General features: G+C 74.2%; 27 protein-coding genes. 21 read left to right on the top strand and 6 right to left on the bottom strand.

What is annotated here, in order from left to right; genetic code table 11:
* Positions 1-26 precede the first annotated feature (26 nt).
* Positions 27-773 (top strand): sugar phosphate isomerase/epimerase family protein, encoded by a 747-nt coding sequence (locus H291_RS0105735; RefSeq protein WP_020014022.1) that lies wholly within the window; start codon positions 27-29, stop codon positions 771-773.
* Positions 770-1876, top strand: a complete 1107-nt coding sequence (locus H291_RS0105740; protein WP_020014023.1) for a Gfo/Idh/MocA family protein — start codon at positions 770-772, stop codon at positions 1874-1876. The genes H291_RS0105735 and H291_RS0105740 overlap by 4 nt, the downstream gene beginning before the upstream one ends.
* Here the strand turns inward: H291_RS0105740 and H291_RS0105745 are convergent.
* Complete coding sequence (locus H291_RS0105745) at positions 1866-2486, bottom strand: TetR/AcrR family transcriptional regulator (RefSeq protein ID WP_020014024.1); 621 nt, start codon at positions 2484-2486, stop codon at positions 1866-1868. The genes H291_RS0105740 and H291_RS0105745 overlap by 11 nt on opposite strands.
* On the opposite strand from H291_RS0105745, the gene H291_RS0105750 reads away from it, so the two are divergent.
* Positions 2485-3213, top strand: coding sequence for an NADPH-dependent F420 reductase (locus H291_RS0105750; RefSeq protein ID WP_084467763.1), 729 nt, complete (start codon positions 2485-2487; stop codon positions 3211-3213). The two genes, H291_RS0105745 and H291_RS0105750, sit on opposite strands and share 2 nt — an antisense overlap.
* A gap of 37 nt (positions 3214-3250) precedes the next feature.
* Here the strand turns inward: H291_RS0105750 and H291_RS0105755 are convergent, their stop codons facing one another.
* Positions 3251-4057 (bottom strand): SDR family NAD(P)-dependent oxidoreductase, encoded by an 807-nt coding sequence (locus H291_RS0105755; RefSeq protein ID WP_020014026.1) that lies wholly within the window; start codon positions 4055-4057, stop codon positions 3251-3253.
* Between the two features lie 88 nt (positions 4058-4145).
* On the opposite strand from H291_RS0105755, the gene H291_RS0105760 reads away from it, so the two are divergent.
* The 5 genes from H291_RS0105760 to H291_RS28875 all read left to right on the top strand — a co-directional run bounded on the left by H291_RS0105760 (position 4146) and on the right by H291_RS28875 (position 8526).
* Entirely contained in the window at positions 4146-5045 is a 900-nt protein-coding gene (locus tag H291_RS0105760; RefSeq protein WP_020014027.1) for a LysR family transcriptional regulator, read from the top strand.
* A 9-nt stretch (positions 5046-5054) separates the two neighbouring features.
* Positions 5055-5807 (top strand): class I SAM-dependent methyltransferase, encoded by a 753-nt coding sequence (locus tag H291_RS0105765; protein ID WP_020014028.1) that lies wholly within the window; start codon positions 5055-5057, stop codon positions 5805-5807.
* A 24-nt stretch (positions 5808-5831) separates the two neighbouring features.
* The gene (locus H291_RS28870; protein WP_020014029.1) at positions 5832-7049 is read left to right on the top strand and encodes an MFS transporter; all 1218 of its coding nucleotides are present in this window, start codon (positions 5832-5834) and stop codon (positions 7047-7049) included.
* Between the two features lie 66 nt (positions 7050-7115).
* The gene (locus tag H291_RS0105775) at positions 7116-7844 is read left to right on the top strand and encodes a molybdopterin-dependent oxidoreductase (RefSeq protein ID WP_198012411.1); all 729 of its coding nucleotides are present in this window, start codon (positions 7116-7118) and stop codon (positions 7842-7844) included.
* Positions 7837-8526 (top strand): cytochrome b/b6 domain-containing protein, encoded by a 690-nt coding sequence (locus tag H291_RS28875; protein WP_020014031.1) that lies wholly within the window; start codon positions 7837-7839, stop codon positions 8524-8526. Before H291_RS0105775 ends, H291_RS28875 begins: the two co-directional genes overlap by 8 nt.
* Here the strand turns inward: H291_RS28875 and H291_RS32300 are convergent.
* From H291_RS32300 to H291_RS0105800, 4 genes are read right to left on the bottom strand one after another with little or no spacing between them, the layout of a single operon-like run.
* A complete protein-coding gene (locus H291_RS32300; protein WP_020014032.1) occupies positions 8427-8846 on the bottom strand; it encodes a hypothetical protein in 420 nt (139 codons plus the stop codon). The two genes, H291_RS28875 and H291_RS32300, sit on opposite strands and share 100 nt — an antisense overlap.
* Positions 8833-9036, bottom strand: coding sequence for a hypothetical protein (locus tag H291_RS0105790; protein WP_147456417.1), 204 nt, complete (start codon positions 9034-9036; stop codon positions 8833-8835). Before H291_RS0105790 ends, H291_RS32300 begins: the two co-directional genes overlap by 14 nt.
* A gap of 5 nt (positions 9037-9041) precedes the next feature.
* On the bottom strand, positions 9042-9485 hold the full coding sequence (locus tag H291_RS0105795; RefSeq protein WP_020014034.1) for a VOC family protein: 444 nt from the start codon (positions 9483-9485) through the stop codon (positions 9042-9044).
* A gap of 56 nt (positions 9486-9541) precedes the next feature.
* Positions 9542-9970, bottom strand: a complete 429-nt coding sequence (locus H291_RS0105800; RefSeq protein ID WP_020014035.1) for a hypothetical protein — start codon at positions 9968-9970, stop codon at positions 9542-9544.
* A gap of 133 nt (positions 9971-10103) precedes the next feature.
* Between H291_RS0105800 and H291_RS0105805 the strand changes: the two genes are divergently transcribed.
* The 13 genes from H291_RS0105805 to H291_RS28885 all read left to right on the top strand — a co-directional run bounded on the left by H291_RS0105805 (position 10104) and on the right by H291_RS28885 (position 25042).
* Positions 10104-10832: a CGNR zinc finger domain-containing protein gene (locus H291_RS0105805; RefSeq protein WP_020014036.1), complete on the top strand. Its 729-nt coding sequence runs from the start codon at positions 10104-10106 to the stop codon at positions 10830-10832.
* A gap of 273 nt (positions 10833-11105) precedes the next feature.
* A complete protein-coding gene (locus tag H291_RS0105810; protein WP_026365441.1) occupies positions 11106-12137 on the top strand; it encodes a LacI family DNA-binding transcriptional regulator in 1032 nt (343 codons plus the stop codon).
* Positions 12134-13087, top strand: a complete 954-nt coding sequence (locus tag H291_RS0105815) for a carbohydrate ABC transporter permease (RefSeq protein WP_020014038.1) — start codon at positions 12134-12136, stop codon at positions 13085-13087. Before H291_RS0105810 ends, H291_RS0105815 begins: the two co-directional genes overlap by 4 nt.
* 4 nt (positions 13088-13091) lie before the next feature.
* Positions 13092-13919: a carbohydrate ABC transporter permease gene (locus H291_RS0105820; protein ID WP_020014039.1), complete on the top strand. Its 828-nt coding sequence runs from the start codon at positions 13092-13094 to the stop codon at positions 13917-13919.
* 38 nt (positions 13920-13957) lie between these two features.
* Positions 13958-15232 carry an ABC transporter substrate-binding protein gene (locus H291_RS0105825; RefSeq protein ID WP_051109387.1) on the top strand — a complete coding sequence of 425 codons (1275 nt, stop codon included), beginning with the start codon at positions 13958-13960 and terminating at the stop codon, positions 15230-15232.
* A gap of 55 nt (positions 15233-15287) precedes the next feature.
* Positions 15288-16457: an ADP-ribosylglycohydrolase family protein gene (locus H291_RS0105830; RefSeq protein ID WP_026365442.1), complete on the top strand. Its 1170-nt coding sequence runs from the start codon at positions 15288-15290 to the stop codon at positions 16455-16457.
* Positions 16454-17824: an ADP-ribosylglycohydrolase family protein gene (locus tag H291_RS0105835; protein WP_020014042.1), complete on the top strand. Its 1371-nt coding sequence runs from the start codon at positions 16454-16456 to the stop codon at positions 17822-17824. The genes H291_RS0105830 and H291_RS0105835 overlap by 4 nt, the downstream gene beginning before the upstream one ends.
* On the top strand, positions 17821-18747 hold the full coding sequence (locus H291_RS0105840; protein WP_020014043.1) for a ribokinase: 927 nt from the start codon (positions 17821-17823) through the stop codon (positions 18745-18747). The genes H291_RS0105835 and H291_RS0105840 overlap by 4 nt, the downstream gene beginning before the upstream one ends.
* A complete protein-coding gene (locus tag H291_RS0105845) occupies positions 18744-20711 on the top strand; it encodes an SUMF1/EgtB/PvdO family nonheme iron enzyme (protein ID WP_020014044.1) in 1968 nt (655 codons plus the stop codon). The genes H291_RS0105840 and H291_RS0105845 overlap by 4 nt, the downstream gene beginning before the upstream one ends.
* Positions 20708-21916, top strand: coding sequence for a CaiB/BaiF CoA transferase family protein (locus H291_RS0105850; protein WP_020014045.1), 1209 nt, complete (start codon positions 20708-20710; stop codon positions 21914-21916). The genes H291_RS0105845 and H291_RS0105850 overlap by 4 nt, the downstream gene beginning before the upstream one ends.
* Entirely contained in the window at positions 21913-22755 is an 843-nt protein-coding gene (locus H291_RS0105855; RefSeq protein WP_020014046.1) for an HpcH/HpaI aldolase/citrate lyase family protein, read from the top strand. The genes H291_RS0105850 and H291_RS0105855 overlap by 4 nt, the downstream gene beginning before the upstream one ends.
* A 113-nt stretch (positions 22756-22868) precedes the next feature.
* Positions 22869-23174, top strand: coding sequence for a hypothetical protein (locus H291_RS0105860; RefSeq protein ID WP_157236727.1), 306 nt, complete (start codon positions 22869-22871; stop codon positions 23172-23174).
* 206 nt (positions 23175-23380) lie between these two features.
* Complete coding sequence (locus H291_RS28885; protein ID WP_084468059.1) at positions 23381-25042, top strand: HNH endonuclease; 1662 nt, start codon at positions 23381-23383, stop codon at positions 25040-25042.
* Positions 25043-25049 lie beyond the last annotated feature (7 nt).

Genomic DNA, 25049 nt, shown 5'->3' on the forward strand with positions numbered 1-25049 from the left:
GGTTCACCGACGAACTAGGGGGTTCCATGCCGACGACGACGCCGACATCCGTGCAGCTCTACTCGGTCCGAGACGCAGTCGCCCACGACCTTCCCGGCACCATCGCGCGCCTCGCCGAGATCGGCCTCAGGTACGTGGAGCCGTACGCCTTCCACGAGCGCACCGACGAGTTCCGGCGGGCGTTCGCGGCGGCGGGCGTGACGGCGCCGTCGGGCCATGCGCCCGTGCTCGCCGCGGAGGATCCGGCGGCGATCTTCGACGCGGCGGCCGCGCTGGGGATGGACACCGTGATCGACCCGTTCCTGCCCGCGGAGGAGTGGCAGACGGCTGACCAGGTGGCTCGCCTCGCCGAGCGGGTCAACGCCCTGGCGGCGCTGGCGGGCGAGCGCGGTCTGGAGTTCGGGTACCACAACCACGCCTGGGAGCTCAGCACCCGCATCGACGGCCGGCACGCGCTGGAGGTGTTCGTGGACCACCTGGCGCCCGAGGTGGTGCTGGAGGTCGACACGTACTGGGCGGCCGTCGGGGGAGCGGACGCGCCGGCCCTGCTGGCCGCGCTGGGGGACCGCGTGCGCCTCATCCACGTGAAGGACGGCACGCTCGACGGCGACGTCGCCGCGCAGCAGCCCGCCGGCGCGGGCGAGGTGGACGTGCCGGCCATCCTGGCGGCCGCCCCGGCGGCGACCCGCGTCATCGAGTTCGACGCGTACGGCGGCGACGTCTTCGACGGCATCGCGCGGTCGCTGGCCTGGCTGACGGAGCACGACCGATGAGCCGCCCGGGCGCCACGGGCGTCGGCATCGTCGGGGCGGGCAACATCTCGACCCAGTACCTGGAGAACCTGACCCGGTTCGCCGACGTCGAGGTCCGGTTCGTGGCCGACCTCGACCTCGCGCGCGCCGCCGAGCGGGCGCAGGAGTACGGCGTGGCGGCGTCGGGCAGCGTGGACGAGCTGCTCGCCAGGGACGACGTGGACGTCGTCGTCAACCTCACCGTCCCCGCGGTGCACACCGAGGTGGGGCACCGGATCCTGGCCGCGGGCAAGCACGTGTGGAGCGAGAAGCCCGTCGCCCTGGACCGGGACGCCGCGGCGGCGCTCCTGGCCGACGCCGAGGCGCGCGGCCTGCGCGTCGCGTGCGCCCCGGACACGGTGCTGGGCGCGGGCATCCAGACGGCGCTGCGGGCGATCGCGCGCGGCGACATCGGGGAGCCGCTCACGGCGACCACGATGTTCCACGTGCCCGGGCCGGAGTCGTGGCACCCCAGCCCCGACTTCCTGTTCGCGCACGGCGCCGGCCCACTGTTCGACATGGGCCCCTACTACGTGACCACGCTCGTGCACGTGCTGGGCTCCGCGACCCGGGTCCAGGCGGTGGCCTCGACCTCCCGCCAGAGCCGCACCATCGGCAGCGGCCCCCGGGCGGGCGAGGTGTTCCCCGTCGAGGTGCCGACCCACCACGCCGCCCTGATCGAGTTCGGCGAGGGCCGCTCGGCCCAGTCGACGTTCTCGTTCCAGCACGCGCTGCCCCGCAGCGGGTTCGTCGAGGTCAACGGCACCGAGGGCACCATCGTGCTGCCCGACCCCAACGGGTTCGACGGCACCTCCACGCTGTGGACGTACGGCTCCGACGAGCCGACGGCGCTGCCCGCCACGGGTCCCGGGTTCGGCCGTGGCGCCGGCGTCGTCGACCTGGTGCGCTCGATCCGCGACGGCGGTACCGAGCGGGCGTCGGGCGCCGTCGCGGCGCACGTCCTGGACATCCTGCTCGGGATCCGCGACGCGGCGGAGGCCGGTCAGCCGGTGAAGATCGACTCGGCCGTCGACCCGATCGCGCCCCTCCCGGAGGGCTGGGACCCGGCGGCGGCTACGGGGTAGGGCCGGGCAGGAGCCGCTCCAGCAGGGCCAGCGACCGCCGGACGTCGACGGCCTCCGGGTCCAGCAGCCACTGGAGCTGCAGCCCGTCCGACGCCGCCGCGACCAGCGCGGCGGCGTCGGACGGGTCGATGTCGGCGGCGACCGCGCCGGAGGCCTGGCCGGCGCGCACCCGCTCGGCCAGGTCGGCGCGGACGCGCCGGAACCGGGCGTGCACGAACTCGCGGGTCTCGGGGTGCTGCTCCGCCTGCAGCGCGTCGGTCGTGAGCGTCGCGTACAGCTCGACCAGGCCGGGGATCGACGCGTTGCGCTCGGCGCTGCGCTCCATCATGGTCACGGCCGACACCTCCTCGGGCGCCGACGGCTCGTGGGCCGTGGCCTCCCGCACCGTCGCCTCGTGCGCTCGGTACACCTCGACCAGCAGCTCGTCGCGGTGCGCGAAGTAGTAGCGCAGCGCCGCGTGCGAGACGCCGATCGCCTCGCCGATCGCCCGCAGGGACGCGCCCACGCCCCGCTCCGCGAAGACGGCGATGGCGCTCGCGAGGATCTGCGCGCGCCGCTCCGGGGCCTTCCGGTACGACCGTGCCCGGTCTGCCGTGTCGCCGTTCACCATGGGGGCCATCGTACGAACGGCGGCCGGGCACGCACCGGGCGGGAGCGGGTGGAATGCGGTGCCGGTTCCCGGGGTTGCCGCCCGTATGACTACCTTCGGCATCATCGGAGCAGGGAACATCGGCAGCCAGGTCGCCCGCGTGGCGATCGCGCAGGGCAACGAGGTCGTGATCGCCAACTCGCGCGGTCCCGAGACCCTCGCCGACCTGGTCGCGGAGCTCGGCCCCAAGGCCCGCGCGGCGACCGCCGAGGAGGCAGCCGCCGCGGCCGACGTCGCCGTCGTCTCGGTGCCGCTGAAGGCCTACCGCGACCTCCCGGTGGAGCCGCTGGCCGGCAAGATCGTTCTCGACACGAACAACTACTACTGGGAGCGCGACGGCCACATCGAGTCCCTCGACCGTGGCGAGGCCACCACCGCCGGGCTGCTCCAGGAGCACCTGCCGACGTCCAAGGTCGTCAAGGCGTTCAACCAGATCACGGCGCCGACGATCACCACGGACGGAACCCCGGCCGGCACGCCGAACCGCCGCGCCCTGGCCACGGCGAGCGACTTCCCCGAGGCCGTCGAGCTGGTCACCGCGTTCTACGACGCGGCGGGCTTCGACACCGTCAGCGCCGGCCCGCTCAGCGAGTCCTGGCGCTTCGAGCGCGACCGCCCGGCCTACGTCTCCCGGCAGAACGCCGAGGAGCTCCGGGAGAACATGACCAAGGCGCAGCGGGTCCTCTGACCCGGTCTCGCCGACGCCGCCCGGAGGCGTCCGGGGCTCAGGCCCCGAACGCCTCCAGCGCGACCGGCTCCCACTCGCGCCACGTCCGCAGCCGCTCGGCGTAGATCTGCTCGACGTCGGCGAGCGGCTTGCCGAGGAACACGTGCAGCGGGGGCCGCTCGGCGTCGACGATCCGCAGCAGGGCGGCGCGGGTGGCGCGCGGGTCCCCGAGCTCGAACTCGGGTGCCGCGGCGACGCGGGCCTCGGCGTAGTCCGGGTGCTCGGCGCTCGCCCGCAGGCCGGCGCCGAACCCCGTCGCGTACGGGCCGGGCTCGACGTTCGTGACGTGGATGCCGAACGGCGCGACCTCCTGCGCCAGGGCCTCGGAGATGCCCTCCACGGCCCACTTGGAGGCGTGGTAGGCGCCGAAGCCCGGGTACGCCCGGACGCCGCCCTCGCTCGTGACCTGCAGGATCCGGCCCGAACCCTGCGCACGCAGGACCGGCAGGACTGCCTGGGTCACCCAGACCGTGCCGAAGAAGTTGGTCTCCAGCTGAGCGCGCAGGTCGTCCTCGGTCAGCTCCTCGACCATGCCGGTCTGGCCGAAGCCGGCGTTGTTGACGACCACGTCGAGCCGTCCGAAGCGCCCGACGGCGCGGTCGACCGCGTCCTGGACGGCCGGCCTGTCCGTGACGTCCAGCGCGAGGGCCAGCACGGCGTCGCCGTACTTGCTCGTGAGCGGCTCCAGCGCGGTGACGTCCCGCGCGGTCGCGGCGACGTGGTCGCCGCGTTCGAGGGCGGCCTCGGCCCACTCGCGGCCGAGACCCTTGGCGGCTCCGGTGATGAACCATGTGGTGGTGTGCATGCCTCCAGCGTGCGCCGCGCCGAGCCATTCCACCAGCGACTCTTGTGCACACGAGACATGCGCCATCCGCATGGCTCATGATGGGCCCATGGCCGAGCTCACCGTCACCGCGCTGCGGGTCGTCCACGCCGTCGTCGGCACCGGGTCGTTCACCGCGACGGCGGACCTGCTCGGGTACACGCAGTCGGCCGTGTCCCGCCAGGTCGCGGCCGCGGAGTCGGCGGCGGGCGTGCCGCTGTTCGTCCGCGGGGCGCGCGGGGTGGTGCCCACGCCGGCCGGCACGCTCGTGGCCCGCCGCGCGGGGGTGGTCCTCGCCGAGCTGGACGCCGTCGGCAAGGACCTCGCGGGCCTGGGCGACACGCTGGGCGGCCGCGTGGTGCTCGGCGCGTTCCCGACGGCGACGTGGGTGCTCGCGCCGCGCGCCGTCGCCGTCGTACGGGACCGGCACCCGGGCCTGACGGTCGACCTGCACGAGGCGTCGACCCCCACGCAGCTGCGCCAGCTCCGCGCGGGGCGCATCGACGTGGCCGTCATCGGCATGGGCGCCGACCTGCCCGCGTACGACCTGGCCGGGCTGCGGCGCGACCACCTCGCGGACGGCCGGTCGCTCGTCGCGGTCGCGGAGCAGCACCGGTTCGCGGGCCGGGACCAGGTCCCGGTCGCGGAGCTGGCCGACGAGGACTGGGTCGTCGGCAAAGGTCTGCGCGGCGACCCGCAGTTCGGGGCGTGGCCCACGCTGCCGGCGCCGAGGGTCGTCCACGCGGTCCGGGAGTGGAACGCGCGGCTCGGCCTGGTCGCGGCCGGGCTCGGCATCACCACAGTGCCCGAGCTCGCCGTCCCCGCCGTCCCGGCCGGCGTCGTGACGGTCCGGGTCGACGACCCGGCCTGGCTCAGCCGCGCGGCGGTGGCCGTCACGCGCCCGGAGCGCCCCGCGGGCGTGGACGCGGTCGTGGGGGCGCTCCGGGAGGTCGCGGGGGAGCTCGGCTAGTCTCGCCGCATGCCCACCGCCCCCGCCGACCCCTGGTCCGCCGTCGCCGACGACTGGGGCCGCTACTGGGGCACCTTCGCCCGCCCGGTCTGGGCGCCGCTCCTCGACGCGGCCGGGATCGGCCCGGGCAGCCGCGTGCTCGACGTCGGCTGCGGGAGCGGCGAGCTGCTCGAGCACCTCCAGGACCAGGGCGCCCGGCCCAGCGGCGTCGACCCGGCGGCCCGGATGGTCGAGCTCGCGCGGGCCCGCGCCGTCGGCGCCGACGTGCGCCGCGGCGACGTCGAGCACCTCCCGTTCGACGACGCGGCCTTCGACGCCGTGCTCGCCGTGAACGCGGTGCAGTTCGCCGACGACCTGGACGACGCCCTGGCCGAGATCGCCCGGGTGCTGGTGCCGGGCGGCGTCGTCGGCCTGGCGGGCTGGGCCGAGCGGAGCCGCAACGACCTCGACGGCATCAACGTGGCGCTCGCGGAGGCCGACGACGAGGACCCGCCCGAGGACGGCCCGCTGCGCCTGCCCGGCGGGCTCGCCGCCGTGCTCGCCGACGCCGGCTGGGAGGTCCTGGACAGCGGGATCGCCCCGGCCGCCTGGACCGCCCGGAACGCCGACGACCTGGTGCGCGGCATCCTGTTCGGCGAGGGGGACGCGACGATCGCCGACCTCGCGCCCGTCGTCGTCGAGGCGGCCGCGCCGTTCCGCCGTCCGGACGGCGGCTACCGCCTGCTGAACGCGTTCCGCTGGGCGGTGGCCCGGCGCCCCTGAACGGCGTCGGTAGGGTGAGGCCACGTGAGCCTCCCGACCGACCCCGACCAGCCCATCCTGCGCGTACCCGGGATCCGGGCCCTGGTGTGGATGTCGCTGTGCGGGTTCGCCGGCTACGCCCTCCTGCTGCCGACGGCGCCCCTGTGGGCCATCCACGGCGGCGCCGACGAGGCCGGCGCGGGGCTCGTGAACGCCGTGCTGATGGCGGCCACCGTCGCCTTCCAGACCACCGTTCCCTGGGCCCTGCGCCGCCTGGGCTGGCGCAGCACGCTCGTCGCGGGCGTGCTCCTGCTCGGCCTGCCGTCCCTGGCGCTCGTGCTCACCGACCAGCTCGGCTGGATCCTGGCCGCCTCCGCCGTGCGGGGCGCCGGGTTCGCCGTCGTCACGGTCTGCGGCGCGACGGCGATCGCCGAGCTCGTCGGCGCCGCCCGGCGCGGCCGGGCGATCGGCGTCTACGGCCTCGCGGTCGCGGCCCCGCAGGTGTTCCTCACCCCGAGCGCGGCCTGGGTCGCCGAGTCCGTCGACTTCCGGGTCGTGTTCGTCGTCGGCGCGCTGCCCGCGCTCGCCGTGCCCTTCGCGGCGGCCCTGGGCAACCGGCTGGACGCCGTCGCCCACGGCACGCCGGCGGACGGCCAGGGCCCCGGCGGGGCCGAACGGTCGCCCGGCCGGGCGCGGCTGCTGCTGCCCCTGGTCCTGCCCTCCCTGGTGCTGCTCGCCGTGACCACGCCCGGGGGCGCGCTGCTCACGTTCGCGCCGCAGCTCGGGTACGGCGCCCTGGCCGCCATGGCCGGGCTGCTCGGGCTCACGGTCGCCGCCGCGCTGTCCCGCTGGCTCGTCGGAGGCCTGGCCGACCGGTACGGGCCCAGCCGGTTCGTGCCGCCGCTCCTGCTGCTCTGCGCGGCCGCCCTCGTGCTGTGCGGCTGGTCGATCACCGGCTCCCGCCCCGGCGCGGCCTGGCTCGTGCTGGGCATGACGCTCGTGGGCGTCTCCTACGGCAGCCTGCAGAACCTCACGCTGGTCACCGCGTTCGCCGCCGTGCCCGACCGGGAGCGCAGCGTCGCCAGCGCCGTCTGGAACATCGGGTTCGACACGGGCACCGGGCTCGGCTCGCTCGTGGTCGGCTTCATCGCGGCCGGCACGAGCTTCACCGTGGGCCTGCTGACCACGGCCGCCCTGTGCGTCGTCGTCGCGGCGGTGGCGTTCCTGAGTGCGCGGACCGCCGGGCGGCGCGCCGCCCAGTAGCGCCAGGGTGCCGACCAGGGGAGCACCCTGGCGCCGTCGGGCCCGCGTCCGGGCGAGGGTGGCGGCATGATCGACAAAGGAATGCCCGACGCCGGGATGCCCGATGCCACGGGGCCCGCGGGGCGCCCGGTGGGGCGCCGGATCGTGCTGGCGATGCTCGGCCTGGGCGCCGCGGGCGTGGCCCTGGGACCCGCGGTGCGCAGCGGGCTCGGCGAGGTGCGCGCGTCCCTGTCCCGGGTGGCGCCCGCGGTGGTTCCGGACGACCGCGGCTTCCGCTACTTCAGCGTCGTCGGCTCCGTGCCCCGCAAGGACGCGACGACCTACCGGCTCACCGTCGGCGGGCTCGTCGACCGGCCCGCGACGTACACGCTCGACCAGCTCGCGGCGCTGCCGCAGACCACGGTCGTGCACGACGCCGTGTGCACCGACGGCTGGCAGGTCGACGCCGTGCCGTTCACCGGCGTGCTCCTGCGCGACCTGCTGGACGCCGCCGGGGTGCGGGACGAGGGCGCCGCCGTCCGGTTCACCTGCTTCGACGGCGCCTACTCGGAGAGCCTCACGCTGGAGCAGGCGCGCCGGTCGGACGTCGTCGTCGCGCTGCGCATGTTCGACGAGCCCGTCCCGCACGACAGCGGAGGCCCGGTGCGGCTCTTCGTCGCGCCGATGTACTTCTACAAGTCGGCCAAGTGGCTCTCCGGGATCGAGGTCACCAGCCAGGTCCAGCAGGGTTACTGGGAGGACTACGGCTACCCCGTGGACGGCTGGCTGCCCGGCGAGGAGCCGGTCGGTGCCTGAGCGCGTGCTCCGGTTCAGCCCCGCCGAGCGGGCCGTCCACCGGGCCACGGGGCTGCTGTTCCTGGTCTGCCTGCTCACGGCGGTCGCGCTCTACGTGGCGCCCGTCGCGCAGCTCGTGGGTCGGCGGCTCCTGGTCGAGACCGTCCACGAGTGGTCCGGGCTGCTGCTGCCGGTGCCCGCCCTGCTCGGGCTCTGGTCCGGCCCGTTCCGGGCCGACCTGCGGCGCCTCGACCGGTTCACCGCGCAGGACCGGCGCTGGCTGGCGGGCCTGCGGTCACCCGACCCGCACCGCGGCCGGCTCGCGGGGAAGTTCAACGCCGGCCAGAAGCTCTGGGCCTCCTGGCTCGCGGGCGCCGTGCTGGTCATGCTCGGCACCGGGCTGCTGCTGTGGTTCAAGTTCGGGCTCGGGTTCGTCCCGCGCGCCGGCGTCGTGCTCGTCCACGACGCCGGCGCCTACGCGCTCGCCGTCGTCGTCGCCGGCCACGTGCTGAAGGCGCTCGCCGACCCGGAGGCCCGGCGCGGCATGCGCACCGGGTCCGTCCGGCGGTCGTGGGCGGCGCGGGAGCACGGCCTCTGGCTCGATCAGAAGCCGAAGTCCCCGATCCCGCCGCCCCCGTACGACGGCGGCTCGTCGTCGCCCTCGGCGCCCCACGCCTCCCAGGCCGCGGACGACGCCGCGTAGGCGGCGACGACGCCGAGGATCGCCGCGCTGACGGCGCTGCTCAGCGCCGCCCCCGGACCGTCGGTGCCCAGCGCCCGGGCGAGCCCGCCGCGCTGGCGGGCCTCGACCCGGGCGGCGGCGCGGCCCAGGGCGGCCGGCGACGCGTCGGCGGGCCGGTCGCCGCCGCCCGTGGCGGCGGTGAGCCGGTCGAACGCGGCCTCCCGCTCGGCCGCCGTCAGCCGCTCGAAGGCCTCGGTGTGCACCTGCTCGACGACAGCTGGCGGGGCCGCGCCGAGCATCTGCTCGGCGCGACCCAGCGCGAGCCGGTCAGACCGGCTCATCGTCGGCCCCCACGATCCGGTAGCCCCGCTCGGCGAGGGCCCGGGTCATGTGCTCGGCGTACCACTCGGGCCAGGCCTCGTCGTACACGCCGCCCAGCTCCTGCTCCTCGTGGACCCCGTGCGCCGCGGCAGCGCGCTTGAGCAGGTCCAGCAGGATCTCGTTCGACGCCGGGTCGGGTGCGCTCGTCATGTCCGTCACCGGCCCGGGAGGCGGTCGACGATCTGCTGGAGCACCCACTCGTTGCCGTCCGGGTCGGCGAACGAGGCGAACGAGGCGTAGCTGTCGTGCTCCGGGTGCGGTCCGGGCACGCGGTTCTCGGTGCCGGCCCAGTGGAAGACGCCGTCCTGGTCGTGCCAGATCTCGCTGACGTCGGCGCCGTGCTCCACGAGCTCGGCCCGGGCCGCGGCGATGTCGGACACGATCAGGTGCAGGCCGCGCACGGAGCCCGGGGCGGCGTCGGTCAGGTGCTCGCCGAAGATGATCGAGGCGGCGGACCCGGGCGGGGTCAGCTGCACGACCCGCAGGCCGCGCTCGGTGGAGAAGTCGGCGTCCTGGCGCCAGCCGAGCTGTCCGTAGAAGGCCTTGGCACGGTCCACGTCGGCGACGGGCAGGACGACGACCTCGAGCTTGAGTTCCATGATTCTCTCCGTTTTCTGGGGGTTCTTCGGTGGGGATGTGGTCGGGGGTCGGGGGACTACCGGGCCTGCAGCGGGCCCGCGAAGGACTTGCGCAGGGAGGAGGGGCCGACGAGGGGGAGCAGCGCCGCGAGCAGCTTGCGCTGGAGGGTCTGGGGCTGACGGGTCAGCTCGACGTCGATCCGGCTGCCGCCGTCGTCGGGGGTGACCTGGAAGACCCAGCCGCCGCCGGGCCCGAACACCTTCGAGTCCAGTGTGGTGATGTCCACGCGACCGCGCTCGGCGTCCCACTCGTAGCGGGCGCGCTCCCAGGCGGCGGCGGTGCCCTCGGTCACCTCGGCCCAGGTCTCGCCCTGCTCGTGGACCGTCAGGTGGTCGGCGTCGATCGTGGGCCAGGCCTCGGCCCGGGCCGGGCCGAAGTCGGTCAGGACGGCCATGGCGGCCTCGGGGGAGAGCGTCGAGTCGAGGTGAAAGCGGACGGCGGTCATGGTCAGGCTCCTCAGTTGGGGTAACCGGTTTGAGCGGTTACTGCGATGACCAGAACTCTGACACACGATCCGTAACCCGTCAAACTGGTTACGGGGACTTGTGCGTCACCCCGTCACCGTTCAGAATGGTTACGTGAACCACGCCTTCCCCTGCGGGACGCTCGCCCTCGACTTCCTCGGCACCCTGCGCGCCCGCCGCAATCCCGTGCCGGCCGAGAAGCTGGCCACGCCCGAGCTCCTCGACGACTGGTTCGTCGAGTCGGGCATGCTCGACGCCGCCCCCCACGCCGACGACGCCGATCTGGCCGCCGCCGTGGAGCTGCGCGAGTCCCTGTACCTGCTCGTCGAGGACCGGCTGGGCGGACGCGCGACGCTCGCGGCCGCCAGCGCCGCTGCGGCTGCTGAGCTGGCCGGGCAGGCCGGGCCTGCCGGGCCTGCCGAGGTCGCTGCTGTGGGCCCGGCCGCGCTCACCGCGGCCGTCGAGGTCCTCAACCGGTACGCCGCGGAGCCCCCGGTCACGGTGCGGCTGGAGGTCGCCGGGGTCGGCGACGGCGTCGGCGGGGGTCGCGGCGCCGGCGACGCGGCCGGCAGCAGTGCCGCCGCGAGCATCCGCCGCACGGGCACCGCCGCACAGGGTCTGGCCGCCGTCGCCCGCGAGGCCGTCGAGATCCTGGGTGGCCCCGACGCCGCCCTGCTGCGGGAGTGCGGCCGCCCCGAGTGCACGCAGGTCTACCTCGACCGCTCGCGCGGTCACCGCCGCGAGTGGTGCGCCATGCGCACCTGCGGCAACCGCGTCAAGGTCTCGGCCTACCGCTCCCGCCACCGCACGTCGACCCCCACCCCGACGTCGTCCCACGCGTGACCGGATACGCGTGACCCGCCGCCCGGATGTGCGCTTCTACCCAGTCATTAGGCCCGAAACGAGGCAGTTTTCGGGCCTAATCGCTGGGTAGAAGCGCACTCCCGGCGCCCGGCCCGGCCTGGCCCGGCGCCCCCGGCCGGCCCGCTGCTTGACGTCCCCGCCGCCCCGGTGCAACACTGGCGCCCATCACCGGAAACGTTTCCAGTGATCGCCCGCCTGAAAACTGGAAACGTTTCCAAAGCGGGCAGGGCCTCACGAAGAAGTGGAGTGACAGTGTCGTCATCACGCGCCACCCTGATGCAGGTGGCCGAGCGCGCCGGGGTGTCGCTCGCGTCGACCTCGCGCGCGCTGCACGGCACGGGCGCGAGCAGCAAGATGGTGGACCGCGTCCGCGCGGCCGCCGCCGAGCTGGGCTACAGCCCGGACGCGATCGGCCGGTCGCTGCGCATGAAGCGCACCTTCCAGGTCGCCTTCGCCGTCGCCGACATCGGCAACCCGGTCTACGTCGAGATGCTCACCGCCATCCACGAGGTGCTCGCGCCGCACGGGTACCGGGTGGTCGTCATGTCCACGGGGCACACCGTCGGCTCCACGGTCGACCTGGTCCGCAGCCTCGGCAGCGGCTTCGTGGACGGCCTCATCGTCAGCCCGCTGCGTACCGACGACGCGCTCGTCGAGGCGATCCGGCAGGCCCCGGTGCCCGTCGTCGTCATCGGCCGCTCGCTGGAGCAGCAGGGGATCGACTCGGTCTCCACCGACTCGGCCGCCGGCCTCGGCCACGCGGTCGCCCACCTCGTGGAGATCGGCCGCCGCCGCATCGGCTTCGTCAACGGCCCGCTCGACACCACCCCGGGCGCCGCCCGCCAGCGCGGGTTCGACGCCGCCACGAGCGGCCCGGACTTCGCGGGCGACCACGCCGAGACCGAGCGGGCCGACGACTTCACCGTCGCCGCCGGGCTCGCCGCCGCGCGCCGGCTGCTGTCCCGCACCCCGGCGGCAGGTCCGTTCGACGCCGTCGTCGCCGCCAACGACCTGCTCGCCATCGGCGTCATCCGCGCCGCCCGGGAGCTGGGGCTCTCGGTACCCGGCGACCTCGCCGTCACCGGCATGGATGACACCGAGATCGGCCGCGTCTTCCAGCCCAGCCTGACGAGCGTCTCGCTCGGGTCGGCCGAGCGCGGCACCGCCGCCGCCCGGCTCGTCCTGGACCGGGTCGACGACGTCGCCGAGCCCGCCCAGCAGATCGCCATCGGACCGCGCCTGTTCGTGCGCGAGTCCACCGCCAAGGAGATGAGCGCACGATGACCGTCCTCGCCTCGCCCCGGCCGTCGCCGCCGCGGCCCCGGCGCAACCGAGCCCCGCGGGGCATCGAGCGGGCCCGGCGCCGCGAGGCCGCCGCGCTGGTGATGCCGTCGCTGCTGCCGATCCTGGTGCTGTCCGTCGCGCCGCTGCTCATGGGCGTGCTGCTCGCGTTCACCGACGCGGAGCTGGTGCGCCGCCCCGACTACCAGTTCGTCGGCGTCGACAACTTCGTGCGGCTGGCCGGCAACTCGTTCTTCTGGGAGTCGTTCCGCATCGGCATGGTGTGGGCGGTCTCGGTGACGCTGCTCCAGCTCGTCGCCGCGCTCGGCCTCGCGCTGCTGCTCAACTCCGGGCTGCGGCTGCAGGGGCTCACCCGCGTGCTGGCCCTGATCCCGTGGGCGATGCCGCCCGTCGTCGTGGCGATCATGTGGAAGATGATCTACTCGCCCAACGCGGGTCCGCTCAACGCGTTCCTGGGCTCGGTCGGTCTGCCGGACGACATCAACTGGCTCGCCGACTTCTCGACCGCGCTGCCCGCGGTGATCGTCGTCGGCGTCTGGGTGGGCATGCCCCAGACCACGGTGACGCTGCTCGCCGGGCTGCAGCAGATCCCGGCCGAGCTGCACGAGGCCGCCGCGATGGACGGCGCCGGCGCCTGGCGCCGGTTCTGGGCCGTCACCCTGCCGAGCCTGCGGCCGATCGTCGCGTCGATCACGTCGCTCAACTTCATCTGGAACTTCAACTCGTTCTCCCTGGTCTACGTGCTGACCGAGGGCGGGCCCGGCGGCCGCACCATGCTGCCGATGCTGTTCACCTACCTCGAGGCGTTCAAGAACCGGAACATCGGCTACGCCGCGGCGATGGGCGTCGTGCTCGTCGTCGTGGTGGTCCTCCTCCTGGCGCTGTACCTGCGCTCGCAGTTCCGCGAAGACCGCACCGAGAAGAAGGGCTGAGCCGATGCGCACCCTCGTCCGCCCCGCCCAGTACGTGGCGCTGGCCGGTTACATCCTGTTCCTGGGGTTCCCGCTGCTGTGGCTGATCTCGGCCTCGGTCAAGTCGTCCGGCGAGCTGAACTCGCTGGTCGTGAACCTGCTGCCGCAGGAGTGGCACTGGGAGAACTACTCCGAGGCGCTGGCCCGGCAGGGGCTCGTGCAGTCGGCGGCCAACAGCGCGATCGTCGCGCTCGCGTCCACCGCGCTCGTCATCCTGATCGCGCTGCCGGCCTCCTACGTGCTGGCGCGCCTCAAGGGCGCCATCCGCGCGGCCGGCGTCGGCTGGATCCTGGTGAGCCAGGTGTTCCCGGTGATCCTCGTGATCCTGCCGCTGTTCCTCATCCTGCGGACGATCGGTCTGACCGACAGCCTGGTCGGGCTCACGCTCGTGCACACCACCTACACGCTGCCGTTCGCGCTGTGGATGCTGCAGGGTTACGTGGCCGCCATCCCCGTCGAGCTGGAGGAGGCGGGGTCGATGGACGGCGCCAGCCGCCTCGTCGTGCTGCGCCGGATCGTCGTCCCGCTGCTCGCCCCCGGCGTCGTCGCCACGGCGATGTTCAGCTTCGTGTCCTCGTGGAACGAGTTCTTCTTCGCGCTCGTCCTGCTCCAGTCGCCCGAGAACTACACCCTGCCCATCACGCTGTCGACGTTCATCGGCGGCGAGGGCAAGGTCGCGCTCGGCCCCCTGGCGGCGGGCTCCGTGCTCGCCGCGATCCCCAGCATCGTCTTCTTCTCGATCATGCAGAAGAAGCTCACCGGCGGCCTCATGGCCGGGGCGGTCAAGGGATGACCGTCCGTACCCGCACCACCAACCCGAAAGGCCGACCCATGAAGTCTCGTGGAGTGTTCATCGCCGCATGCCTCACGACCACCACCCTGCTGCTCGCGGCCTGCGGCAGCGGCGACGCGGGCGACGACGGCCCGGTCACCCTGAAGTTCCAGGCCCTGTCCGACCAGCCGGCCGCCATCGCGGCGACCGAGTCGATCGTCGAGGACTGGAATACGGCGAACCCCGACGTCCAGGTCGAGATCGTCCCGGCCGGCTGGGACGGCGTCTACGACAAGCTGATCACCCAGTTCAACGGCGGCGCCGCGCCCGACATCATCCACTACGAGGCCGCGAGCATCGTCTCGTTCGCCCGCGACGGCTACCTCGCGGACCTGACCGACCTCATGTCGGACGAGCGCCGCGCCGACATCCCGCAGGGCATCCTCGACTCGGTCACGGTCGACGACCAGGTGGTCGCCTACCCGACCGAGCTCCAGTCCTACGTGGTCTTCGCCAATCGCACGCTGCTGGAGGACGCCGGGGTCGAGGTCCCGACGGGCGACACCATGACGTGGGACGAGCTGCGCGAGATCGCGCAGGCCACCACGAAGGGCGACGTCTACGGCCTCGGCTGGGGCCTGTCGAGCCCGACGGCGGCCTTCATGTCGCTGGCCCCCGGGTTCGGCGGCACCTACATCACGGGCACCGGCGAGGACGCCGACCTGACCGTCGGCGCCGGCGAGATGGCGCTGCCCGAGCTGGTGCACGCCATGGCCTACGACGACAAGACGATCCTGCCGGTGACCATGACGCAGTCCGGGTCCGAGGCCATCGCGTCGTTCTACGCCGGTCAGACGGCGATGACCGTGCAGGGCTCGTACCAGGCAGCGAACATCGCCAAGGACGCCCCCGAGGACTTCGACTGGGTGGCGCTGCCCCCGCTGGCCGGCCCCGAGGGCCCGCAGCAGGCCGCCAACCCGCAGACGCTCTCGGTCAACATCGACTCCGAGCACGTCGAGGAGTCCGCCGAGTTCATCGAGTTCTTCACGCAGACGGACCACCTGGCCGCGCTGAACGAGGCGGACGCCCTGATCCCGGCGACGACGTCGGCCCAGGAGGCCATGACGGCCAAGCTCGGCGACGAGAACGGCTGGAGCACGATCCTGGCCTCGGGCCAGAACTTCACCGCCGCGCCGTACCTGTTCGCCGACTCGTACGCGCAGTGGAAGGACACGGTGGCGACGCCGGCCTACCAGCGCTACCTGGCGCAGGAGACCGACGAGGCGGAGCTCGCCGACCAGCTCACGAGCGGCTGGGACGAGATCACGCAGTAAGACCGACGCGAGCGACGACTGACGCACGCGACGCAGGAACGACGAGGGAGATACCGTGAGCTGGTTAGAGGACCGGTCGGTGGCCGTGATCACCGGTGCCGCAGTGGGGGACGCCCTCGGTGGGGCGACCGAGGGGTGGACGCCGGAGCAGATCGAGGAGCGGCACGGGGGCCGCGTGCGCGGCATCGTCGGGCCCTGGTACCCCAACTGGCGCGACGCCCGCCCCATCGCCCCGTACCACAAGGGGGACGGGCACGTCACGGACGACACCCTCATGACCCGGGCGCTCGTGGAGGTCTACGCCAAGCGGCGCGCGCACCTCGACGCGTACGCCATGGCGGAGGACCTGGTGCCGCTGATGATCGGGGAGCCGCGGTGGATCCCCGAGCTCGAGTCGACGGCGCTGCTGCTCCAGCGGGTGTTCCTCGCCGAGAAGTGGCTGGTGGCACGCCTGCACTACGGGCACGTGGACCCGCGCGAGGCCGGTGTCGGCAACGTCGTCAACTGCGGCGCGGCGATGTACGCGGCGCCCGTGGGGCTGGTGAACGCGGGCGACCCCCGCGGCGCCTACGCCGAGGCGATCGACCTCACGGGCGCGCACCAGTCCAGCTACGGCCGCGAGGCGGCCGGGGTCTTCGCGGCGATGGTCGCGGCCTCGGTCGCCCCGGGCGCCACGCTGGACGACGTCGTCGCGGCCGCGCTGGACGTGGCGCACGACGGGACGGCGGACGCGCTCCGCGCCGTCGTCGACGCTCTCGAGGGCTGGCCGGAGGCGCCCGCGAGCGACGACGAGGAGCGCAAGCTCGCCCGCCTCGTGCGGGAGGTCGTCGCCCCGTACGACTCGGTGGGCCCGGAGTACCGGCAGATGTCGATGGACGCGCGCCGCCCCTCGCGGACCAAGTCGATCGAGGAGCTGCCGGTCGCCCTCGGGCTGCTGCTCGGGCACCGCGGCGACTTCCGCGGCTCCGTGCTGGCCGCGGTGAACTACGGGCGCGACGCCGACTCGATCGCCGTCATGGCGGGCGCCGTCGCCGCCGGCCTGGGCGGCAGCGGCGTGGTGCCCACCGACTGGCTCGACGAGATCGAGACCGCCAGCAAGATGGACGTCCGCGAGACGGGCCGCCTCATGGCGGACGCCGCGGGCGACATCCTGCGGGCGGACCGCGAGCGGGCGCTGGCCCGGCTCACGGAGCTGGACGCCGTCGGGGCGGGTGAGCCCGCGTGAGGCTGACCTGGGCCCAGCCCGAGGACCTGCTGGCGCACGAGCTCGTGCAGTCTGCGGCCGAGGGCAAGGACGTCGCCGACGTCCGCGACCGCTGGGTCGCCGCGGGCGGCGACCCGACCCCGGCGGTCAGCGGTGCGGGTCCCGTCCCGGCGCCGCCGGCGCTGCGGGCGCTGGCCCGGGAGCTGCTGGACGAGCTGGATGCAAGGCCAGGAGTTTCCGCTCCGGACTCATGGTCCGACGTCGAGGCCCTGCTTGCACCCGCCCCGTCCCTGCCGAACCGTCCGGCCGGAGGCGACACCGCCTACGCCGCCCGCGTCCAGGGCGCCTGGACCGGCCGCGCCGCCGGCTGCCTGCTCGGCAAGCCGGTCGAGAAGATCCCGCGCGCCGGCATCGAGGAGATCCTCCGCTCCACGGGCCGCTGGCCGCTGGACCGCTGGTTCACCGCCGTCGGCCTGCCCGACGACGTCGCGGCCCGCTGGCCGTGGAACCGCCGGTCGGCGCCGACCTCGCTGGAGGAGAACATCTCGGGCATGCCCGAGGACGACGACCTCAACTACCCGATCCTGGCCCTCGCCCTCCTGGAGCAGCACGGGCGCGGGTTCACCACGGACGACGTCGCGCAGCTCTGGCTGGACAACCTGCCCGCCGGACGCACCTTCACGGCCGAGCGTGCGGCCTACCGCAACATCCTCGACGCGGTGCCCGTGCCGGAGACGGCCACGCACCACAACCCGTTCCGCGAATGGATCGGCGCGCTCATCCGCACCGACCTGCTCGGCTGGGTCTCGCCCGGCGACGTGCGGGGCGCGGCCCGGCTGGCCTGGGCCGACGCCCGGCTCAGCCACACCGGTGATGGCGTCTACGGCGCGATGTGGGCCGCGGGTCTGGCCTCCGCGGCGGTGGTCGCGGCCGACGTCGACGACGTGCTGGACGCGGCGGACGCCGTCGTACCGCCTGGCAGCGGTCTCGCCGCGGCCGTAGCCCTCGGCCGGTCGCTCGGCCGCGAGTGTGACGGGAGCGAGGCCGGCGTGCGGGCCGGCCTGGACCGCATCCACGCCGAGTACGGGCACCTGCACTGGGTGCACACCCTGAACAACGCCGCCGTGATCGCGTTCGCGCTGACCGCGGGCCGGGGCGAGTTCGGGCCGAGCGTCTCGATCGCCGTCACGGCGGGCTGGGACACCGACTCCGCGGGGGCGACCGTGGGCGGCGTCGTCGGGGCGCTCGATCCCGAAGGAATGGGCGAGCGCTGGACCGCGCCCCTGGACGGGCGCATCGCGACGTCCCTGCCGGGCGGCGAGCAGCGCATCGCGGACCTGGCGGCGCGCACGGTGGCGCTGGCGTCGCCTGCCGGGGGTGCCGCATGAGCGGGACCGTGGTGGTGGTCGGGTCGGCCAACGTGGACCTCGTGGTCGACGTGCCGAGGCACCCCGCCGGCGGCGAGACCATCCTGGGCGGCGACCTGCGCCGCACACCGGGCGGGAAGGGCGCCAACCAGGCGGTCGCCGCGGCGCGCGCCGGGGGAGCGGACACCACGTTCGTCGGTGCGCTCGGCCGGGACGAGTCGGCCGAGCTGCTGCTCGCCTCGCTCGGCGGGGCGGGCGTGCGCACCGACACCGTCGACCGGGTCGACGCCCCGACCGGCACGGCCCTGATCACGGTCTCGCCCGACGGCGAGAACGCGATCGTCGTGGCGCCCGGCGCCAACTCGCACGTGCGGGTCGGAGCGGCGCAGGCGCGGCGGATCGCCGCGGCCGACGTCGTGCTGGCGCAGCTCGAGATCCCGCTCGACACCGTGATCGCGGCGGCCCGGGAACGTCGGGACGGCGCGTCGTTCGTGCTCAACGCGGCGCCGTCGCGGGACCTGCCTGACGCGCTGTGGGAGCAGGTGGACGTGCTCGTGGTCAACGAGCACGAGGCCGCGGACCTGGTCGGGCCGGGTTCCGGCGCGACGACGCCCGAGGATCTCGCGGCGGCCCTCCTGGCCCGGGTCCCCGCCGTGGTCGTGACCCTGGGCGCCGCGGGCAGTCTCGTGGCCCGGCGCGGTACCGACCCGGTCCGGGTCCCGGCCGCCGAGGTCGCGGCGGTCGACACCACCGGCGCAGGTGACACGTACTGCGGCGTCCTCGCCGCGGCCCTGGCGCAGTCCGGTCCGGCGGGCCTCGCTCAGGCAGCCCGGCTCGCCGGGGCCGCCGGGGCCCTCGCCGTCACCCGGCCCGGCGCGCAGGACGCCGTGCCGGACGCCGCCGACGTCGTCGTGCTGGCAGAAGAACTGGGAAAGGCACCATGAGCTACACCTTCGACCCGCTGGTCCCGCGGCCGATCGACCGGCCGACCGAGGTCGTCGTCGGGCCGCTGACCGCCGAGCGGAGCACGGCCCTGGACGAGGCCAAGATCTTCTCCGGGCCGGCCGACCCCGCCGACCGCCCGGCCTGGCGCGAGATGCTGCACGCCTGGCGGGCCGACGCGCGGGAGCGGCACGGCTACACCGGCGCCGCCTACGGGCGGCCCGAGGCCGCGTGGGCCGCGCGGTGCAGCACCGTGGCGCAGGTCTGGCTGTGGGACGAGCTGCTCTACTCGTTCGAGGAGGGGCGGTTCACGCCGGAGGTGTTCCTCGCCGATGCCCGGGAGCGGTTCGGCGGGCTCGACGCCGTCGTCCTCTGGCACGCCTACCCCGTGATCGGGCTGGACGACCGCAACCAGTGGGACTACTACCGGGACGTGCCCGGGCTGGCCGCGCTCGTGGCGACGTTCCACGACGCCGGGATGCACGTGTTCGTCGACTACAACCCGTGGGACGTCGGCACCCGGCGCGGCGACGACGACCTCACCGAGCTCGCCGCCGTGGTGCGCGAGCTGGGGGCGGACGGCGTCTTCCTGGACACGCTGAAGAAGGCCGAGCCGGAGCTGGTCGCGCGGCTGGAGGCGGCGCGGCCCGGGATCGTGCTGGAGGGCGAGTCCAAGCTGCCGGTCGAGCGCATCGAGGACCACTCCTCGTCCTGGGCCCAGTTCTTCGCCGACTCCCCGGTGCCGGGCGTGCTGCGCGCGCACTGGTACGAGCGCCGGCACATGCAGCACCACGTGCGGCGCTGGCACCGCGACCACTCCGAGGAGCTGCAGTCCGCGTGGCTGAACGGCGTCGGCGTCATGGTGTGGGAGGTCGTGTTCGGCGTGTGGGTCGGCTGGTCGCGGCGGGACGCGGCGACGGTGCGGCGTCTCGTGACGGTTCAGCGGGCCGCGGGCGACCTGCTGCTCGACGGCGAGTGGACGCCGCTGGCGCCCCTGGCCCCGGAGGCCGAGGCCGCGGGCGTGTATGCGTCGCGGTGGGAGCTCGACGGGGTGACGCTCTGGACGCTGGTGAACCGGGGCGAGGCCGACTACGCGGGACCGGTGCTGGACGACGGGACGGAAGCCGTCGTCCCGGCCCGCGGGATCGCGGCGCTGCTCGACGTCGGGCCCGACGCCGAGGAGCCCGCCTGGCTGCCGGGTCTCCGGGACGCGCTGCGGGACCTGCCGCACGACGCCGACGCCCGGTTCCCGCACCGGCTCGCGCGCCGGGTCGGGCTCGCGCCGTCCGGAGGATCGGGTGCGCCTGACCCGGACGCCGTCGTCGTCCCCGCGGGCGACTACGTCCTGACCGTGCGCTACCGCGCCCGCGAGACCGGGATGTACCAGGGCGCGCCGTACGTGGACGAGTGGAAGCCACTGCCGCCGCGCCTGCACGACGCGCGGACCCTGCAGCGCGACGGCGTCCTCCCGACGGCGGTCGCGGTCGCAGCGTCGGAGGTGACGAACGCGCAGTTCGCGGCGTTCCTGGACGCGACCGGCTACGCGCCGGCGCAGGGGCACCGGTTCCTCGCGCACTGGTCCGACGGCCGCCCGGCCGCGGGCACCGAGGACGAGCCCGTCACGTTCGTGGACCTCGACGACGCCCGCGCCTACTGCGCGTGGCGCGGCGGCCGGCTGCCCACGGAGGACGAGTGGCAGCTCGCGGGGGAGGCCGCGCCGTCGTCGTTCGGGGTGGAGCGGCCCGGCGTCGCCGTCTGGAGCTGGACCGAGAGCGAGCACAGCGACGGCCGCACCCGGTTCGTCATGCTCAAGGGCGGCAGCGACTACCGCGCCCCGGACTCCGACTGGTACGTCGAGGGCGGGCGGCACGCGCCGGACTACGCGGTGAAGCTGCTGCTCCCGGGGCTCGGGCTCGCGCGGGCCGCGACCGTGGGGTTCCGTTGTGCGTGGGAGGTGTCGGCATGAGCGTGTCGCGCGATCCCGCCGTCGGCGCCCTGGCCGGGCTGCGCGTCGTGGACGCGTCCACGCTGTTCGCCGGGCCTATGGCGGCGATGCACCTGGGCGACCTGGGCGCTTCCGTCGTGAAGGTCGAGCACCCCACGAAGCCCGACCCGTCGCGCACGCACGGGGCGGCCAAGGACGGCGTCAACCTCTGGTGGAAGACGCTGGGGCGCAACAAGCGCACGGTCACCGCGAACCTGGGTTCGGACGGCGGGCGGGAGGTGTTCCTGGCGCTGGCCGAGCGGTCCGACGTCGTCATCGAGAACTTCCGGCCCGGCACCCTGGAACGCTGGGGCCTGGGCTACGAGGAGCTCTCGGCGCGCAACCCGGGGCTCGTGCTGGCTCGCGTTTCCGGGTTCGGTCAGACGGGCCCGTACCGCACGCGGCCGGGGTTCGGCACGCTCGCCGAGGCGATGAGCGGGTTCGCGGCGATGACCGGCGAGCCCGACGGCCCGCCCACGCTGCCGCCCTTCGGGCTGGCGGACGGCGTGGCGTCCCTCGCCACGGCGTTCGCGATCATGACGGCGCTCTCGGCGCGGGAGCGGACGGGGCGCGGGCAGGTCGTGGACACCGCGATCGTGGAGCCGATCCTGGCGATGCTCGGGCCGCAGATCACGCGCTGGGACCAGCTCGGCACGGTGCAGGCGCGGACCGGCAACCGGTCGAGCAACAACGCGCCGCGCAACACCTACCGCACCAGCGACGGGCACTGGGTGGCCGTGTCGACGTCGGCCCAGTCGATCGCGGAGCGTGTGATGCGCCTGGTGGGGCGGCCGGAGCTCGTGGACGAGCCGTGGTTCGCGCGGGGCGTGGACCGGGCGCGGCACGCGGACGAGCTCGACGCCGCGGTCGGGGGCTGGATCTCTCTTCGGACGCGGGAGGAAGTGGTGGCGGCGTTCGAGGAGGCCCAGGCCGCCGTCGCGCCCGTGTACGACGCGCGGGACATCGTGGCCGACCCGCAGTTCCAGGCGCTCGGGACCGTTCACGAGATCGAGGACCCGGAGCTCGGGCCGATGCTGATGCAGGGGCCGCTGTTCCGGCTCTCGGAGAACGACGGCGTCATCGGGTTCACGGGCCGGCCGCACGGCGCGGACACCGACGAGGTGCTGGGGGAGCTGGGCTTCTCGGCGGAGCGGGTGGCCGAGCTGCGGGAGGCGGGGGCGGTATGACGGGGGCAGCCGCGGGCGGAGGCACGCCGCTGACCCTGCTCTACGTGCCGGCCGACCGGCCCGACCGGGTGGCGAAGGCGCTCGCCTCGGCCGCGGACGCGGTGCTGGTCGACCTGGAGGACGCCGTCGCGCCGTCGCGCAAGGGGGAGGCGCGGGAGAACGCTCGGGTGTCCCTTGCTTCTGTCGCTGCGCGCGGGGTGCAGGTGCGGATCAACCATCGGAGCACGCCGTGGCATGCCGAGGACGTCTCTCTTCTTGGGGTGTTGCCCTCCACGGTGGGCGCCCGGGTGCCGAAGGTGGAGTCGGTTGCTGAGGTGCAGGAGCTCGCCGACGCGCTGCCGGGCCGCGCCCTGCACCTGCTCGTCGAGTCGGCGCTCGGCGTCGAGCGGGCCTTCGAGCTCGCGACGGCGTCGCCGCAGGTCGCGTCGATCGGTCTGGGGGAGGCGGACCTCAGGTCTGACCTGCGGGTCGACGACGAGGACGGGCTGCTCTGGGCCCGAAGCCGCGTCGTGGTCGCGGCAAGGGCGGCGGGACTGGTGGCGCCGGTGATGTCGGCCTACACGAATGTGCGGGACCTGGCGGGACTGGCGGCGTCGTGCCGGGTGGGGCGCCGGCTGGGCTTCTCGGGGCGGACAGCGATCCATCCCGGGCAGCTCGAGGTGATCCGGGCGGCGTTCCTGCCGTCGGCCGAGGAGGTCGCGGCGGCCCGGGAGGTGCTGTCGCGTGTGGCGGGCGCGGCGGACGCCGGGGTCGGGGCGGTGGCGCTGGCCGACGGGACGTTCCTCGACGTGGCGATGGTGGAGCGGGCGCGGTGGGTGGTGGAGCTGGGGTCCGCGTAGGGGCGGGTGCGTGTGAGTCAAGTTCACCCGGAACCGAAGCCGGTCTGTGTTCCCCGATCGAGTTGGATGAGGGCGGCGCGGCGCGCGCCACGGTCTCGAGGGTAGGAGCACATGTGTCGCAGTCATCTTCGGAGGCATCGTCGATCCCGGAAAACCGCGTGTACGGCAGCGGGTCGGTGGGGCAGCCTCGTCCTGGTGGTGCCCGCGCCGGATGGGCCCTCGGCCTGAGCATCGCGGGGCTGGTGCTGGTTGTTGTGGTTCCTCCGCTCGGTCCCTGGGTCGCTTTGGTCGGGATCGTCCTCACAGTGCTTGAGCTTGTCTCCGGCAACCGCGGACAGAGGGTGATCGCGGCGGCCGTGCTGAGCGGGTTCTCAGTGCTGTTCCTCGGTGTGGTCTTCGCGTTCGCGATGCTTCGGTAGGGGAGAGGCCGGGGGCTCCGTTCTGCTCTTGGCAGACAGGGTTGTTCCAGCGAGCCAATCGAACGGGTGTGCCATATATTGATGGCATGACGCGAACGGGTGAGGTGCCACGACGAGCAGGCAAGCAGCCTGCCCGATCTGTACTGCCCGGGAGCGGGGCGGTGGATGTCGCGGGTGTGCGGGCGGTGCGGCGGGCCCTGGCGGAGATGATCTTGCCCGGTGCCACTGACACTCCTGCCGGCGTTCCCGCGGCAATACGGGCGGAGTGGGTCGATCTACTCGGCGAGCTGGAGTCGGTGAAGAACGCGATCACCGCCACGCAGGCGCGGCTGACGGTCGCGCTGGACGAGGCGACCCGGGCTGACGAGGCATGGCAGAGCATCCGGGCTGAGCGGCAGGGGCGCGGCGTGCCCAACCAGGTCGGTGCCGCTCTGCGGGTGAGCCCGCATGCCGGGGCTGGGTTCGTGTCCACGTCTCGGGTCTGGGTCACGCAGATGCCACACACCTTCGCTGCCCTCCAGTCCGGAGTGTTGTCCCAGTGGCGGGCCACCCTCCTGGTCCGGGAGACCTCGCACCTGTCGCTGGAGCACCGGGCGCTGGTCGACGAGGAGATCTGCGGCCCCGTCCACCTGGCAGAGCTGGCGAAGATGAGCACCCGGCGGCTGATCGCCCGGATCAAGGAACTCGCCGCCCAGCTCGACGTGCACGCCTGCGTCAAGCGCAACGCGAAGGCCGTCACGGAGCGGCGGGTCTCGATCCGCCCAGCACCCGACCTCATGGTCTACCTGACGGCACTGGTGCCGATGGCGCAGGGCGTGCAGGCCTACGCCCAGCTCAAGGCAACCGCCGACACAGCGAAGGCATCCGGGGACGAGCGTGGGGTCGGTCAGATCATGGCCGACACCCTCATCGAACGCGCCACCACCCGTGAACCCGGCCACGCGAACGACGTACCGGTGACGATCAACCTGCTGGTCTCCGACGACACCCTCCTGGCCGGCGGCAACCAGCCCGGCGTGGTGGTCGAGGGCGCGCCCTCCGGCGCGGGCGTGGTCCCGGCACCGGTCGCCCGCAACCTCGCCGCCCACGCGATCGACACCGACACAGCCTGGCTCCGGAGCATCTACGTCAACCCCCACGGCCGCCTCCTGGCCACGACGTCCACCTCCCGGTTCCACCCGCAGGGCCTGTCGAGCCTCCTGCGGGCCCGGGAGCAGGGGATCTGCGCCACCGCCTGGTGCGACGCCCCGATCCGGCACACCGACCACGTCACCCCACACGCCGAGGGCGGCCCCACCAGTCTCGACAACGGCCAAGGCCTGTGCGCCAGGTGCAACCACGCCAAGCAGGCACCGGGCTGGTCACAGAAGACCACCCAGCTCAACGGCCTCCACGCCGTCGAGACCATCACCCCGACGGGGCACACGTATGTCTCGGTCGCGCCCACCCCGCCGACACCAGCCAGGACTCAGGACACGACACCCATGCGTAATGCCTCCTTCGTCCCAGCCACCGCCTCGGGCCGTGAAGGGGTATCGATCGCGGGCTCCACCAGGCGTGGTGACGGCAACACGTCGGCAGACCAACTGGCGCCCGTCGCAGATTCCGAGACGCCCAGTGACGCGCCGGCAACACCGGCCTGGACCCCCGCGGTCGGCATGACCGGTCCCCCACCCGGCCACAACCCACGCAGTCGCTACTCGATCGGCTGCCAGACCACCCCGGCCCACGGCGCGATCGCCTACCGTCCCACACCACCGCCTCGACCACGATCCCCTAAGCAACGGGCGGCGCGATCGACCGGACCCGCAGCTCGACCGCCCAGCCGGACCGGTCGCGCCGACCTTTCGTGGGCACACCCCATGTGACTACCCT

It is taken from the genome of Promicromonospora sukumoe 327MFSha3.1 (assembly GCF_000385135.1).
Taxonomy (GTDB): domain Bacteria; phylum Actinomycetota; class Actinomycetes; order Actinomycetales; family Cellulomonadaceae; genus Promicromonospora; species Promicromonospora sukumoe_B.

What these genes read in the sequence shown, in the direction of transcription:
- H291_RS0105735 (WP_020014022.1), top strand. Translation starts at nt 27, where the DNA reads ATGCCGACGACGACGCCGACATCCGTGCAGCTCTACTCGGTCCGAGAC.
- H291_RS0105740 (WP_020014023.1), top strand. Translation starts at nt 770, where the DNA reads ATGAGCCGCCCGGGCGCCACGGGCGTCGGCATCGTCGGGGCGGGCAAC.
- H291_RS0105750 (WP_084467763.1), top strand. Translation starts at nt 2,485, where the DNA reads ATGGGGGCCATCGTACGAACGGCGGCCGGGCACGCACCGGGCGGGAGC.
- H291_RS0105745 (WP_020014024.1), bottom strand. Translation starts at nt 2,486, where the DNA reads ATGGTGAACGGCGACACGGCAGACCGGGCACGGTCGTACCGGAAGGCC.
- H291_RS0105755 (WP_020014026.1), bottom strand. Translation starts at nt 4,057, where the DNA reads ATGCACACCACCACATGGTTCATCACCGGAGCCGCCAAGGGTCTCGGC.
- H291_RS0105760 (WP_020014027.1), top strand. Translation starts at nt 4,146, where the DNA reads ATGGCCGAGCTCACCGTCACCGCGCTGCGGGTCGTCCACGCCGTCGTC.
- H291_RS0105765 (WP_020014028.1), top strand. Translation starts at nt 5,055, where the DNA reads ATGCCCACCGCCCCCGCCGACCCCTGGTCCGCCGTCGCCGACGACTGG.
- H291_RS0105775 (WP_198012411.1), top strand. Translation starts at nt 7,116, where the DNA reads ATGATCGACAAAGGAATGCCCGACGCCGGGATGCCCGATGCCACGGGG.
- H291_RS32300 (WP_020014032.1), bottom strand. Translation starts at nt 8,846, where the DNA reads ATGAGCCGGTCTGACCGGCTCGCGCTGGGTCGCGCCGAGCAGATGCTC.
- H291_RS0105790 (WP_147456417.1), bottom strand. Translation starts at nt 9,036, where the DNA reads ATGACGAGCGCACCCGACCCGGCGTCGAACGAGATCCTGCTGGACCTG.
- H291_RS0105795 (WP_020014034.1), bottom strand. Translation starts at nt 9,485, where the DNA reads ATGGAACTCAAGCTCGAGGTCGTCGTCCTGCCCGTCGCCGACGTGGAC.
- H291_RS0105800 (WP_020014035.1), bottom strand. Translation starts at nt 9,970, where the DNA reads ATGACCGCCGTCCGCTTTCACCTCGACTCGACGCTCTCCCCCGAGGCC.
- H291_RS0105815 (WP_020014038.1), top strand. Translation starts at nt 12,134, where the DNA reads ATGACCGTCCTCGCCTCGCCCCGGCCGTCGCCGCCGCGGCCCCGGCGC.
- H291_RS0105820 (WP_020014039.1), top strand. Translation starts at nt 13,092, where the DNA reads ATGCGCACCCTCGTCCGCCCCGCCCAGTACGTGGCGCTGGCCGGTTAC.
- H291_RS0105825 (WP_051109387.1), top strand. Translation starts at nt 13,958, where the DNA reads ATGAAGTCTCGTGGAGTGTTCATCGCCGCATGCCTCACGACCACCACC.
- H291_RS0105840 (WP_020014043.1), top strand. Translation starts at nt 17,821, where the DNA reads ATGAGCGGGACCGTGGTGGTGGTCGGGTCGGCCAACGTGGACCTCGTG.
- H291_RS0105845 (WP_020014044.1), top strand. Translation starts at nt 18,744, where the DNA reads ATGAGCTACACCTTCGACCCGCTGGTCCCGCGGCCGATCGACCGGCCG.
- H291_RS0105850 (WP_020014045.1), top strand. Translation starts at nt 20,708, where the DNA reads ATGAGCGTGTCGCGCGATCCCGCCGTCGGCGCCCTGGCCGGGCTGCGC.
- H291_RS0105855 (WP_020014046.1), top strand. Translation starts at nt 21,913, where the DNA reads ATGACGGGGGCAGCCGCGGGCGGAGGCACGCCGCTGACCCTGCTCTAC.
- H291_RS28885 (WP_084468059.1), top strand. Translation starts at nt 23,381, where the DNA reads ATGATCTTGCCCGGTGCCACTGACACTCCTGCCGGCGTTCCCGCGGCA.